Below are 13,526 nucleotides of genomic sequence, written 5' to 3' on the forward strand. Positions count from 1 at the left end.
AATGCCACTAACTCTTCTTTCCAATTAAGTGTACTAAAAAGTTGAACACTAACGACATAATCAAAAGCAGCAATGCCAGTGTCCACAAAGCATTATTAGGTAAAGTGCCCATAACGGTATTACCCATTTGACTAGTCAGCTGACTGGTTAAAGTGGCAGCTGGACTCACTAGGTTATATGGCATTAACACGGCATTTCCGATTGCCATTTGAACTGCTAAAGCTTCACCGAAGGCCCGTGCCATTCCAAAAATAATCGCTGTCATAATTCGTGCGCGAGCAGCCCTTAAAACAACGTGAAAAATGGTTTGCCATTGGGTTGCACCAAGTGCAGCGGATGATTTGCGCAATTCTTTTGGCACTGCCTTAAAAGCATCAACAGTTAATGACGTAATCGTTGGTAAAACCATTACGAATAAGATTAATGTTGCCGTTAAAATACCAAATCCAGTTCCACCAAAAATTGTCCGAATAGCTGGTACGACCACAGTTAATCCCAAAAAGCCATAAACAACTGATGGAATTCCAACTAGTAATTCCATTACGGACTGAAGAAAGTTAGCCTTTTTACCAGATTCATATTCTGTCATAAATAAAGCAACGGCAATTGCAAAAGGCGTCGCAATTATTGCTGCCAGTAAAGTTACTGCAAACGAAGTAACAATCATTGCTGCCGCACCCACGTGCTCAGGACCGGCACTAGGATTCCAATCCGAAGAAAATAAAAAGTGGAAGATATTTACTTTATCTGTAAAGAAAGTGGCAAGACCATGCATTCCAACAAAGCCGATAATTGCCACAATCAAGACTCCGATTAAGACGATTGCCAAAGCGGTCAAGCCTTTGCCCCAGCGCTCCTGCCTAGTTTCTTTGGACGGCTTAGTCAAACGCGCAATATCGATGTTACGGGGATTAATGCCCTTAATCTTAACATGAGGAACTTTTTGCTGAGCAATCGCTTGTTCAACAACTTCTTGCAAATCTTGTTCTTTTTTAGCCATATTAATTACCTAATTTCGTAATTTTATTTTGACTATCACGATAAACTTTCATTTCATGAATACTAAGATAGCCAATCTTTGGAACCAAATCTTTTTGGACCTTTTTGCTCAATACATATTTAATAAAGGCGGCCGTTGCTTTGTTAGGCTCTCCTTTAGTGTACATATGCTCATATGACCATAATGGCCATTTGTTAGTAGGAATGTTCTTATTAACTGGCTGTACATGGTTAATGCTAATTTTTTGAATGTTTTCATCATTAGCATACGGGAAGGAAATATAAGAGATGGTTCCCGGTGTCGAATTGACAATTTTCTTAACCGTACCGTTAGAATCCTGTTCTTGTGAATTAATGGCATCCTTGCCCTTTAAAATCAAATCTTCAAAGGTAGTTCTAGTACCACTACCACGAGAACGATTGATGACAATGATTGGCAGATTTTTACCGCCAACCTGGCGCCAGTTTTTAATCTTACCGGTAAAGATATCTGCTAATTGCTGGTTAGTTAAATTTTTAACCCCTACACCCTTATTAGCAATAGGTACAATCCCAACGATTGCAACTTGATAGTCCTTCAGTTTCTTTTCGTCGATTCCCTTTTGCGTTTCAGCAAAAACATCCGACGTACCAATCTGGACGGCCCCCGCTTGTACTTGACTAAGTCCGGTACCAGAGCCACCACCTTGGACAACAATATTACTGTCAAGATGGGCTAAATGATAGTCATTGCCAGCTTGCTCAATTAACGGCTGCAAAGCACTTGAGCCTACGATTGTGATTTTTTGGCGGTTTTGACTGCAACCAACTAAAAAAAGCGGCACAAACAAAAGGATTGCCAGCAATTTGCCCACATTATTTTTACGCATGATAATTCCCTCAATTAGACAATTAGATTATGCTTTAGTTTAACAAATCTTTTGCAATTGATAAATAATAAACATCAAAAAGTCGATAAAAAAAGCAACTCGCCTAAACGGCAGAGTTGCTCTTTAATTGTTATTTATTAGTCCAAGTTTAATGGATCAAGCTTGATCCCTGGGCCAAAGGTTGCAGCAACTGCAACACTCTTAATGTATTGACCCTTAGCTGCTGATGGACGTGCACGTAAAATAACGTCACGAAGTGCATCAAAGTTTTCAATTAATTGTTCATCAGTAAATGAAACCTTACCGATAGCAGCATGAATAGCAGCTTGACGGTCAACACGGTATTCAACCTGACCAGCCTTAACATTCTTAACGGCCTTTTCAATGTCCATTGTAACAGTACCGGTCTTAGGGTTTGGCATCAAACCTTTAGGTCCTAATACACGACCCAAACGACCAACTTTAGCCATCATTGTTGGTGTTGCAACAACAACGTCAAAGTCTAAGTAACCATTTTGAACTTTTTCAACCAATTCGTCTGAACCAACTTCGTCAGCACCGGCAGCCTTAGCTTCTTCAGCTTGTGCACCTTCAGCAAAGACAATAACCTTTTGGGTCTTACCAGTACCGTTTGGCAAAACAATTGAGCCACGAATTTGTTGGTCAGCTTGCTTAGGATCAACGCTCAAGTTGTAAGAAACTTCAACTGATGCGTCAAAGCCAGCATATGAAGTTTCTTTAACAAGCTTCATTGCTTCAGCAACTGAATATAATTTCTTTGAATCTACTTTTTTAGCAGCTTCTACATATTTTTTACCATGCTTTGGCATGTGATTTCCTCCTTAATATGTGGTCAAGCGAGCCAATGGCTCTCCCACCTAAATTGTTATAAATAACAGGATTAGTCTTCGACTTCGATACCCATGCTTCTAGCAGTACCTTCGATCATCCGCATAGCAGCTTCGACATCAGCAGCGTTAAGGTCCTTCATCTTAGTTTCAGCGATTTCCTTAACTTGATCCTTGGTTACCTTACCAACTTTCTTGGTATTAGGTTCACCAGAAGCCTTGTCAATTTTAGCAGCTTGCTTCAGAAGTACTGGAGCTGGTGGAGTCTTAGTAACGAATTCGAATGAACGATCTTCGTAAACTGTAATGACTACAGGAATAATCATGCCTTTTTGGTCAGCAGTTCTAGCATTGAAGTCCTTAGTAAAACCAACAATGTTAATACCTGCTTGACCCAAAGCAGGACCAACTGGAGGTGCGGGTGTTGCAGCACCAGCTGGTATTTGTAATTTGACAACGTTAATAACTTTTTTTGCCACGGTCAAAACCTCCTTGATTCCGTGCGTGGTTAGAATGGAAAAGTTACCTACTTTTCCTCCCACAATAATAAAAGTACCTTAATATGGTACCATCGATTAATTAGATTTGCAATATCCGACGAAATTTTAGCTAATTTTCTTTACTTGATCGTAATCAAGTTCTGTAGTGGTTGCCCGGCCAAACATATCAACAGAAACAAACAACTTATACTTATCTGGTTGAATTTCCGTGATTTTACCTTCAACACCATTAAAGGCACCGTCAATAATTGTTACAGTTTCACCAACTTCATAGTCAATTTGTGGCCGTTTAGCTGGCTCACCTTGTTGACGCAATAAGCGGTTAACTTCTTCATCTAATAGCGGCGAAGGCTTGGAACCACCACCATGTGAACCAACAAAGCCAGTTACATTAGGTGTATTACGAACAACAAACCAGCTTTCATCGGTCATGACCATTTCAACTAAAACGTAACCCGGAAAGATTTTTTCTTCGACTTCTTTTTTCTTGTCGTTAACTTTCTCGATTTTCTCTTGTTCAGGAACCATTACCCGAAAAATGTAATCTTGCATCCCCATGCTTTGAGCACGAGATAAGAGGTCAGATTTAACCTTGTCTTCATAGCCTGAATAAGTGTGAAGTACAAACCATTGCTTTTTAGTTGTTTCAACCATTACATAAATTCTCCTTTTAAATTTGGCAAACAAAAAAACCTCCAAGTAAGAGGTTCTTCTTAATTAACTTCATTATATCACGAATAGAAAATCATTGCTATTTACATAAACATCTGCGTCAAAATACTAAACAAGTAGTCCAGCAATCCAAGGAATAAAGCGAATAAGACAGAGGTAGTAATTACAATGCCCGTATCATGACGGTTTTGCTTAGCACTTGGCCAAGTGACTAACCGCATTTCATGTCCTACACTCTTAAAAAACTTAATCATTAATCTTTACCTCGTTTCCTTATGCACCGTCATTTTACCGCAATGCTTACAGAATTTCTTTAATTCAAGCCGCTGGGTGCGATTCTTGCTTGCGGTGATTGAGTAGTTACGCGAGCCGCAGATGCTGCAGGCTAATGATGCTTTTTTCACTGCCATAATCTCACTTCCAAACTATTGTATTTTAACAAAAAAAGATAATGTACGCAATTAAGTACAAATTAAAATTAAATAATTAACTAGCCATTTAGTCAAGATATCTGCTTTTAATGCAATTAAACAAAAACAGTTGCCCATCATCGGACAACTGCTTTTAAGTGGTCAAACAAAGCGTGACCACTGGGCGTAGAACATTGTATAGTCGGATTTACTTCTTAAGATTTTCATTTACGAAGGATTCGATTTTATCGTCAGAATAATCGAGAAACGGAAGCATTTCTTCTTCCGTCTTCATGGTATCTCTACCATTCTTTTCCATGAAGTAGTCCCAAAGGGCATCTCTAACTGGAATATCTGAATCACTCCAGTCAAAAACTTCTTTCATGTGACGATCTAACAATGCAGTCTTTATTTCTTCTGCCATCTTAATCTACCTCCTAAAATTATTCTACATTAAAGATTATATCCTATTTCCAAAGCCATAGCTATTAAAATATTATTTTAATAGGCTTGCGCGCATTTTTCTGACCAAGCGCGAACGCGCCCGAACTAAGGTAAGCTGACTTACTTTTAGATAGTTGATTACCTCTTCTTGCCGATATACGCCAATAATAATTAATAAAGTCCATATTTCTAACAACGAGAGATTACTAATGGCTTCCTCTACGCTTTCAGATAATGGCACACAAGAAACTAAAACTGCTGGACGGCGAACAGGCTTCAGCCCATTGGTAATTGCCGTTTCCAGTGAAATTGCTTGTGTCGAAGCTCGTCTACGATATGCCATGTGATAACGTAAGACAGAGCGAACACGGTTAAGCAGACGAACTTTATAATAACTGCCGAATGTCCCTTTTCCTTCTTGATATTTTAGTGCTGCTTCGTGACACACAATCAAGGCTTCCTGGTTCCAATCCTGCTCATCATAATAACGAACATAATATTGCTGCTTAACATGGTTTATTAATGGGCGATATAAATTGTAGAGTTCTGGTAATGCATCTTGGTCTCCCGCTTTTATTTTTCTAATTAAAATTGCTTCCTGTCTCATTTTACTTGCTCAACCTTCATTTTGATTCTTTTTTCAGAGCATTTAGTTATGCCCAGGTTCAAGAATAGAAAAAATTGGTCATAAACTTGACAGAACCTATGTTTATTTGGCACGAGCAAGTTGAAATGTCGAAAAGGCGCATTGCAGAAAAATCATTCTGTCACTTGCCAAGCAAAAATAAACAAAAAACATTCTACTATCTCAGTAGAATGTTTTTTAATTAATTAAGCGGATTACGACTATTGAGCATCTGGTAGAGCAGCACACCGGTTGCGACACTGGCATTGAGTGATTGGACGTGACCGACCATTGGCAAAGTTAACATTTGATCCATCTGTTCTTTAAGCAGACGCGAAATTCCTTTACCCTCGTTTCCGATGACAAGCACGGTCTTACCATTACTGTCCCACCGACGATAATCCGTTCCCTTCATATCTGTTCCAAAAAGCCAGTAACCACGTTTTTTTAGCATTTGACTTGTCTGAACCAAGTTATTAACGCGAGCAACTGGCACGTGATCAATTGCTCCAGTTGAAGTCTTGGCTACAACCGAAGTTAACCCAGTCGCATGCCGTTTAGGAATAATGATAGCGTCAACTCCGGTAGCGTCGGCTGTCCGTAAAATTGAGCCCAAGTTATGCGGATCTTCAATTGAATCGAGCATTAACAGAAATGGCTCTTTTTCGTCACGATCAAATTGAGCAAGCAAATCATCTAAAGCCGCGTATTCAAAGCTAGCAACAGTTAGAACCAAACCTTGGTGATTGCCGCCTTGAACCAACCGATCGAGTTTGTTTTTAGGGACAGTTTGGACAATAATGCCCTTCTTTTTCGCTAACCCAAATACTTCATTAGCAAAACTTTCCTGGACTCCCTGCTGTAAAAACACCTTATTAATGCGGTCAGCGTCTTGCGTTTTGAGAAAATCAAGCCCTGCATGCTTACCAAAAACAAAATCTTTATCATTTGAAGTCATATTGATCAATGCCACCTTCCTCTACTGTCTTAATGCACCATGCATTCAATTCGGCAATGCGGTCCGTTTTATTCAATAATTCCAAGTAGCCCCAAACTGCTTCAAAACCAGTGGACAATTGGTATGTGGCTAAACTGGTATTTTTGGCTTTAGTATACGTTTTCGAATTGCGTCCTCGCTTAAACGTTGCAATTTCATCGCTACTAAGTAAATTTTCATCTTGCAGTTTTGTAATTAATGCCGCCTGAGCTTTCGCAGAAACATAGTGCGTTGCCTGCCGTTGTAAAGCCTGCGGCTTAACAATTCCACCTTTAATTAGGTGCTGGCGGATTGCAATTTCATAAACTGCATCCCCTAAATAAGCCAGTGTTTGGCCATTTAACGTATCCGGATTCACAGTACTTTCGACTAACTTCCTTAATTTATTCACGTATCCACCTTGTTCCTTGTGGGGTGTCCTCCACTGTAATTCCCATTTCTTTTAATTGCGCGCGCAATTGGTCGCTTTTAGCCCAATCCTTATTTTTCCGCGCTTGTTCGCGTTCTTTAATCAACGCGGTAATCTCATCTTCGTCTTCAGCAGCAGTTGTTGCGGTTAACTGCGTCGTTTCAATACCAAAAACCGCCAGCCAATCATGCAGCAATTGTTTTACTTCTTTTAAAGCCTCTTTATCAGCATTTTTTGCAGCAATATTAGCATTAACAACTGGCAATAAATCATAAATTGCAGCTAGCGCATTTTGCACGTTAAAATCGTCATCCATAGCCGTGATGAATGCCATTTTCGTTTTCTTAATTGTTTCTTCTAAAGCAGCTGCCTGAACACTGCTCGTCTGATCGCTAAGTCGGTATTCCAAGTTATTCAGCGTGTTTTTGAAGCGTTGCAAAATAATTTCTGCTTGCTGCAGGTTTTCCTTGGAATAATTGATTTGACGGCGATATTGCACGCTAGCCATCAAGAAGCGCAGAACTTGCGGGTCAACTGTTTTCAGCAAATCATGCACCGTCACAAAATTATGCAGCGATTTCGACATTTTTTCTGCCTCTGCACCAACAGTTACAAACCCATTATGCATCCAATAATGAACAAATTTTTTGCCAGTTGCGGCTTCACTTTGTGCGATTTCATTTTCATGGTGCGGAAATTCTAAATCTTGCCCACCGCCATGAATATCGATTGTCTCGCCTAAGTACTTTGTAGCCATCACGGAACACTCAATGTGCCAACCTGGTCGGCCTTTGCCCCAAGGCGAATTCCACGCAATTTCATCTGGCTGCTTCTGCTTTTTCCATAATGCAAAATCGATTGGATCCTGCTTTCTTTTTTGCTCCTCTTCGTTGATGTGCTCGGAGGCACCCTCTTCCAGTTCAGCGATATTCTGACTGCTTAATTCGCCATAATGCGCAAATTTTTTAGCATGATAATAAACATCCCCGTCGGCCTCATAGGCATAACCTTGAGCAATCAGTTGCTTAATAAAATTGATAATTGCCGTTATTTCATGAGTGGCACGCGGATTTTTGGTTGCTGGCTCAATATTTAAGGCTGCAGTATCTTCTTGATAGGCTTTAATGTACCGCTCTGCTAATTCAGGCACCGTGGTCTTTTCGCGCCGTGCTTCATTAATCATCTTGTCGTCCACATCGGTAAAGTTAGAAACAAAGTTAACGTGATAACCCCGATATTCAAAATAGCGTCTGATAGTGTCAAATGCAATGGCACTACGAGCGTTCCCAATATGAATGTAGTTGTAGACAGTGGGGCCACAGACATACATCGTAATTTGTCCAGGGCGAATCGGCTGAAATTCTTCTTTTGTTTTGGTCAGAGTATTATAAATTTTCACGATGGCCAGCTTGCCTTTCTAAAAAACATTTATCTTCATTTTAACAGAAAGTGGCGCATATTCTAGCATGGACTATGAGAAAATAGCGGATTGTGCCTGTCCAGCTTAGCTTTTTTACCTTCAAAAAATACGTGGTAACCATAAATCGGCGCACTGCACACAAATTTGATAATGTCCACCCTTCTTTTACCAACCTATTTTTTGCTAAATTAGACAAATGGTTCTTGCCTTCGAGTATGGTATAAGTCATAAAATGAAAAATAATCAAATTATTAAAGATACTAAACTAGCAGTAGCATTTCACATGCTACGCTGTGAATATTTGAAGGAGTTAAGATGAAAAAACAAGTAATGCTAGTTGTTGGTGCAGGGCAAATCAGTCTTGCGATTGCACGAAGATTAGGGGCTGATTACCAAATTATTGTTGGTGACAAGAACTTAGAACATGCCCAAAAGTTCGAACAAACTTTAACAGAAGCCGGCTTTAATGCTAAAGCAAGCGAAATGGATTTAGCATCACGAGATTCAATCAAAGAAACCATTAAATTTGCTACGACCTTTGGTGAGATTAAAGCTTTAGTTAATGGCGCCGGATTATCACCAAGTCAGGCCAAAACCGAAGATATTTTAAAAGTAGACTTGTACGGCACAGCGGTCCTACTCGAGGAAGTGGGCAAAGTTATTGCGAAAGGTGGCGTTGGGATTACTATTTCTAGTCAATCTGGTCACCGTCTTCACGCCTTAACAACTGAGCAAGATCGTCAACTCGCTACCACTCCAACCAGTAAATTATTGCAATTGCCAATTCTGCAACCAGAAGACATCGCCGATACGCTCCAAGCATACCAGTTAGCAAAAAGGTGTAATGAAAAAAGAGTGATGGCAGAAGCAATCAACTGGGCTAAAAGAGGAGCACGACTGAATGCAATTGCTCCCGGAATCATCGTAACGCCTCTTGCTCTAGATGAATTTAACGGCATCAGAGGCGACTTTTACCGAAAAATGTTTGCCCAGTCCCCTGCTGGACGTCCAGGAACTGCAGATGAAGTAGCGAATGTAGCGGAGTTGTTAATGACACAGCAAGGTGCATTTATTACCGGCTCAACTTTTCTAATTGATGGCGGAGCTACGGCAAATTACTTTTATGGTCAGCAAACTGACAAATAATTTCAGTCGAAAACCAATTTGCCGCTAAAACGCAAAAGCACACCACCTCGTTTCGAGATGATGTGCTTTTTATTTCTACTATAAGATAGTATTATAAGCCGTTTTCGCTCATTTGCTTCAAGGTTAAGTCCAAGTGCTGCATCACTCTTTGCTTACCTAAAAGTTCCATTGCTTCACCAATGCCAGGGCCAACCATTGATCTAGTGGTTGCAATTCTGATTGGCATAAATAGTCTTCTACCCTTAATGCCCGTTTCTTGACGTGTTGCTTGAACAGCATTCATGATTTGGGGAGAAGTAAACCGTGGAATCAGATCAACTTGCTTCTTAAATTCTTCGATTACAGGTCTAGCTTCGTCTTTGCGAATTTCATCAATTTCTTCTTCACTCAAGTTCTTCGGTGCATCAAAGAAAATTTTGGCCAAATCAACAATTTGCTTAGTGTATGACATTTGCACTGAGTAAATATTTACCAGTTGCCGAACCCATTCCATCTTTTCTGGATTTGGATCTTGTTCCACTAGCCCAGCTTCTTGTAAGTTATTCAAAGCCAAATCAAGCAAGGTGTCACGATCGGCCTTCTTAATGTATTGGTTATTAATCCACTCAAGCTTCTTTTGGTCAAAAGCAGCAGGAGAGTTTGATAACCGTGCTGGGTCAAATTGTTTAATCAATTCACGTTGAGTGAAAATCTCATTTTCGCCCACAGGTGACCAACCAAGAAGGGTAATAAAGTTAAACATGGCATCTGGCAAATAGCCCATATCACGGTATTGCTCAATAAATTGCAAAACTGATTCGTCACGCTTGGAAAGCTTCTTACCAGTCTCAGAATTGATAATCAATGTCATGTGACCAAATTTTGGTGGTTCCCAGCCAAGCGCTTCATAAACTGCTAATTGCTTTGGCGTGTTGGAAACATGGTCATCCCCACGCAGCACGTGAGTAATTTCCATCAAGTGATCGTCAATAACAACTGCAAAGTTATAAGTTGGCATACCATCACGTTTTTGAATAACAAAATCGCCACCGATCGTGTCTGATTCAAAACTCAAATGGCCCTTAACAATATCTTCCCAGGAATAAGTTTCCATTTCAGGAATGTGAATCCGAACAACTGGCTTCAAGCCCTTGGCCTTAGCTTCTTCTTGCTTTTGCGCAATTTCGTCAGCTGTCAGGCCCTCATATTCATAGGTGTAGTGCGGTGCAATCCCCATTGCGCGCTGCTCTTCACGTTGTTCTTCAAGCTCTTCTTCAGTTTTATATGAATAATAAGCTTTACCTTCATCAATTAATTGCTTGATGTACTTATTGTAAATATCTTTACGTTCTGATTGCCGGTAAGGACCAAAGTCACCGCCCTTATCAGGACCTTCATCCCAATCAATTCCAAGCCAGCGAAGGTTATCCATCTGAGACTCAGAACCACCTTCAACGTTCCGCTTTTGGTCGGTATCTTCAATTCTTAATACAAAAGTACCTTTATTATGGCGCGCAAATAGATAATTAAATAATGCAGTACGCGCGTTACCGATATGCAAATGTCCCGTTGGACTTGGGGCATATCTTACCCGAATTTTTTGTTTTGCCAAAATTCATGCCTCTTTCAAAAAGTAAATCTCAATAAACTAAGTTTAACGGTTGAACCATAAAAGTTCAATGGTTGCTTATCCTAAAACCAATTTCAATGCCTGTGGGATGCTAGCCACTGGTATCACTTCAATGCCAAGGTTCTGCAGGCTAGCCCGCATGTTGTGTTTAGGAATAAAAATGCGCTTAAAACCTGTTTTAGCAGCTTCTTTAATGCGGGCATCGATTTGATTGACCCGACGCACCTCACCGGTTAAACCAACTTCACCAACAAAACAATCTGTCGGTAAAATTTCTTCATTTTTATAGCTGGAAGCAATTGCCATTACTACTGCTAAGTCGACAGCCGGTTCATTTAACCGAATACCACCAGTAGCTGTTAAGTAGACATCCTGGTTTTGGAGCATTAAATTGCCCCTTTTTTCTAGCACCGCTAATAATAAGCCTGCGCGGTTAAAGTCAATTCCAGAAGTTGTCCTTTTCGCATAGCCAAAGGCTGTTGGTGTAACCAGTGCCTGAATTTCAGCTAATATTGGGCGGGTACCTTCTAGTGATACGACAATGGCCGAACCTGTTGAATTTGGCAAGCGCTCATCAAGAAAGATTGCTGACGGGTTGGTTACTTCTTGCAACCCCTTATTGACCATTTCAAACATTCCGATTTCATTGGCAGCACCAAAACGATTTTTAACCGAATGGAGAATCCGGTACGCATGATGCTCATCGCCTTCAAAATACAGAACTGTGTCAACCATGTGCTCAAGAATCTTAGGACCCGCAATGGCACCTTCTTTAGTAACATGCCCGATCACAAAAACCGTAATCGCATCCATTTTCGCGATTTTCATTAATTCACTGGTCACTTCACGTACCTGTGAGGCCGACCCAGTCATTGAATCAAGACTAGGTTCGTTCATCGTTTGAATCGAGTCGATTACGACAAAATCGGGTTTAAGGGTGTCAATCTGTTGCCTAATATCCTCCATATCAGTTTCTGGATAAAGCATCATCTCATTACCACTAAGACCTAACCGGTCAGCGCGCAATTTGATCTGATTGGCAGATTCCTCACCGGATACGTATAAAACCCGGTAGGTTGCGGACAATTCACTCATGATTTGTAACATTAAAGTTGATTTCCCGATTCCGGGATCTCCACCGATTAAGACCAATGAGCCTGGTACTATTCCACCGCCTAAAACACGGTTTAATTCACCCATGCTCGTTTTGATCCGCTCTTCTTTTTCAGCCTTAACTGCGGTAATCTTAACTGGTTCATTAATCCCAGTTTTCTTAATTAAGCGGCTCGGACTGCCCTTAGTGGAACGAGCTTGGACTGTTTCAGTCTCTTTTTCAAACTGATTCCAAGCACCACAATTAGGACAGCGGCCCAAATAACTGGCAGAAATATAACCACAGGAATGACATTTGTACTTAGTTTTAATCTTCGCCATTAGTCCTCCTTGTTTGTTGAACCAAATCCGTTTGCTCTAATCCGGCTAACTGGAAGGTCATCATCAGCTTTTTGGTATTTCATAAAAATCCCTTGGGCAATTCGGTCGCCTTTATGAATTTTAATCGGCCTAACTCCATAATTAATGAGCTGTGCAAAAATTTCGCCTTCGTTAGCTTCATTATTATAATAATCAGAATCAATCACACCAATGCCATTAGGCAAACTCAAGCTACGCTTGAAAGTATTCGATGAGCGGTTTGCCAGCAGCAAAAACTCGTCTTCTGGCATGTAAGCTTTGACCCCAGTCGGAATAAGAAATGGTTTTAAAACCTGCTCCGCCATTTCATAATCTGGTTCATATAATTGGTGCCCGTTTCTAATTAAACGAAAAATCCGCACAAAATTCAGTCGCCAAATGCTGGGAATCACCATATCTTTAGCCGCCGCAAAATCATACCCAGCGCTCGCAATTGTCTGCCGCCTAGGCAAAATAATATTTTGATCTTGATACTTAGATACAACTTCAAAGCCACGTAATTTAGTCATTTTATCTCCTTTAAATCAACAAGAACTATTTTACCTTAATCGCAATGATTTATCCTTAATTTGCGTAAGTTCAAAGAATTTATTAACTTATTTTTTAAAAAGTGGTCCCTAGCTATTTTAAACAATCCGTTAGTTACTCTTTACCTACCTAGTTGAGGCTGCCCGCCTAAACTTTTTGCTTTTTTTTAATGCAGATATTCTATAATAAGATACGCAAAAAAAATATGGTTGTTTTTTAAAAGGAAAATTTATGTTTAATGTTAATAACCCGCACCAATTCTTTCAAACCGATGATGATAACGGCGTTATGGTATGTCGCTGGACGATGGACAAAATCAAGCGCAAAGATGGCAAAGTTTGGTTAATGAACCACTTTTTTATCAATCCTAATGCAAATAAAGCTGAAGTCTTAGATCAAGAAATGCGCGCCGCAATGCTTGTTGCCCAAGAATCCAACTTAAAAATCTGGCCACTTGATCCTTTAATCATCGCATATTTTGCTGAGCATCCCGCATTTGACCAAATTTGGTATCACCGGCCTTGTGCTAACTAATTAATGCCAGAAAAATCAAGTTGAATAAGCCAAAACTGTGCAC

17 protein-coding genes are annotated in these 13,526 nt (G+C 40.2%); 2 read left to right on the forward strand and 15 right to left on the reverse strand.

What is annotated here, in order from left to right:
* Positions 1–7: 7 nt before the first annotated feature.
* The 12 genes from pstC to cysS form a co-directional block, all read right to left on the reverse strand.
* Positions 8–1,000, reverse strand: coding sequence for a phosphate ABC transporter permease subunit PstC (gene pstC / locus J3U71_RS00225; RefSeq protein WP_267392281.1), 993 nt, complete (start codon positions 998–1,000; stop codon positions 8–10).
* 1 nt (position 1,001) lies between these two features.
* Positions 1,002–1,868, reverse strand: coding sequence for a phosphate ABC transporter substrate-binding protein (locus tag J3U71_RS00230; RefSeq protein WP_220268319.1), 867 nt, complete (start codon positions 1,866–1,868; stop codon positions 1,002–1,004).
* A 137-nt stretch (positions 1,869–2,005) separates the two neighbouring features.
* Entirely contained in the window at positions 2,006–2,698 is a 693-nt protein-coding gene (gene rplA / locus J3U71_RS00235; RefSeq protein ID WP_103752451.1) for a 50S ribosomal protein L1, read from the reverse strand.
* Between the two features lie 71 nt (positions 2,699–2,769).
* A complete protein-coding gene (gene rplK / locus J3U71_RS00240) occupies positions 2,770–3,195 on the reverse strand; it encodes a 50S ribosomal protein L11 (protein WP_034980336.1) in 426 nt (141 codons plus the stop codon).
* Between the two features lie 126 nt (positions 3,196–3,321).
* The gene (gene nusG, locus J3U71_RS00245; RefSeq protein ID WP_103752450.1) at positions 3,322–3,870 is read right to left on the reverse strand and encodes a transcription termination/antitermination protein NusG; all 549 of its coding nucleotides are present in this window, start codon (positions 3,868–3,870) and stop codon (positions 3,322–3,324) included.
* A gap of 101 nt (positions 3,871–3,971) precedes the next feature.
* Positions 3,972–4,142 (reverse strand): preprotein translocase subunit SecE, encoded by a 171-nt coding sequence (gene secE, locus J3U71_RS00250; protein WP_103752449.1) that lies wholly within the window; start codon positions 4,140–4,142, stop codon positions 3,972–3,974.
* Between the two features lie 6 nt (positions 4,143–4,148).
* Complete coding sequence (gene rpmG / locus J3U71_RS00255) at positions 4,149–4,298, reverse strand: 50S ribosomal protein L33 (protein ID WP_103752448.1); 150 nt, start codon at positions 4,296–4,298, stop codon at positions 4,149–4,151.
* A gap of 208 nt (positions 4,299–4,506) precedes the next feature.
* Positions 4,507–4,722 carry a hypothetical protein gene (locus tag J3U71_RS00260; protein WP_103752447.1) on the reverse strand — a complete coding sequence of 72 codons (216 nt, stop codon included), beginning with the start codon at positions 4,720–4,722 and terminating at the stop codon, positions 4,507–4,509.
* Positions 4,723–4,794: 72 nt separating this feature from the next.
* A complete protein-coding gene (locus J3U71_RS00265) occupies positions 4,795–5,349 on the reverse strand; it encodes an RNA polymerase sigma factor (protein WP_267392282.1) in 555 nt (184 codons plus the stop codon).
* 220 nt (positions 5,350–5,569) lie between these two features.
* Positions 5,570–6,325 carry a 23S rRNA (guanosine(2251)-2'-O)-methyltransferase RlmB gene (rlmB, locus tag J3U71_RS00270; RefSeq protein ID WP_220232189.1) on the reverse strand — a complete coding sequence of 252 codons (756 nt, stop codon included), beginning with the start codon at positions 6,323–6,325 and terminating at the stop codon, positions 5,570–5,572.
* Positions 6,312–6,755 carry a Mini-ribonuclease 3 gene (locus J3U71_RS00275; RefSeq protein WP_267392283.1) on the reverse strand — a complete coding sequence of 148 codons (444 nt, stop codon included), beginning with the start codon at positions 6,753–6,755 and terminating at the stop codon, positions 6,312–6,314. Before J3U71_RS00275 ends, rlmB begins: the two co-directional genes overlap by 14 nt.
* Positions 6,748–8,172 (reverse strand): cysteine--tRNA ligase, encoded by a 1,425-nt coding sequence (cysS, locus tag J3U71_RS00280; RefSeq protein WP_267392284.1) that lies wholly within the window; start codon positions 8,170–8,172, stop codon positions 6,748–6,750. Before cysS ends, J3U71_RS00275 begins: the two co-directional genes overlap by 8 nt.
* 336 nt (positions 8,173–8,508) lie before the next feature.
* On the opposite strand from cysS, the gene J3U71_RS00285 reads away from it, so the two are divergent.
* Complete coding sequence (locus tag J3U71_RS00285) at positions 8,509–9,339, forward strand: SDR family oxidoreductase (protein WP_267392285.1); 831 nt, start codon at positions 8,509–8,511, stop codon at positions 9,337–9,339.
* A gap of 91 nt (positions 9,340–9,430) precedes the next feature.
* On the opposite strand, the gene gltX is transcribed toward J3U71_RS00285, so the two are convergent.
* The 3 genes from gltX to J3U71_RS00300 all read right to left on the reverse strand — a co-directional run bounded on the left by gltX (position 9,431) and on the right by J3U71_RS00300 (position 12,930).
* The gene (gltX, locus tag J3U71_RS00290) at positions 9,431–10,930 is read right to left on the reverse strand and encodes a glutamate--tRNA ligase (RefSeq protein WP_103752441.1); all 1,500 of its coding nucleotides are present in this window, start codon (positions 10,928–10,930) and stop codon (positions 9,431–9,433) included.
* Between the two features lie 75 nt (positions 10,931–11,005).
* Entirely contained in the window at positions 11,006–12,382 is a 1,377-nt protein-coding gene (gene radA / locus J3U71_RS00295; protein WP_220232193.1) for a DNA repair protein RadA, read from the reverse strand.
* Positions 12,382–12,930 carry a dUTP diphosphatase gene (locus tag J3U71_RS00300; protein WP_220220007.1) on the reverse strand — a complete coding sequence of 183 codons (549 nt, stop codon included), beginning with the start codon at positions 12,928–12,930 and terminating at the stop codon, positions 12,382–12,384. The genes radA and J3U71_RS00300 overlap by 1 nt, the downstream gene beginning before the upstream one ends.
* 250 nt (positions 12,931–13,180) lie before the next feature.
* On the opposite strand from J3U71_RS00300, the gene J3U71_RS00305 reads away from it, so the two are divergent.
* Entirely contained in the window at positions 13,181–13,483 is a 303-nt protein-coding gene (locus J3U71_RS00305; RefSeq protein ID WP_267384307.1) for a hypothetical protein, read from the forward strand.
* Positions 13,484–13,526: the final 43 nt, after the last annotated feature.

This window comes from Lactobacillus sp. B4015 (genome assembly GCF_026536055.1).
GTDB classification, from domain to species: domain Bacteria; phylum Bacillota; class Bacilli; order Lactobacillales; family Lactobacillaceae; genus Lactobacillus; species Lactobacillus panisapium.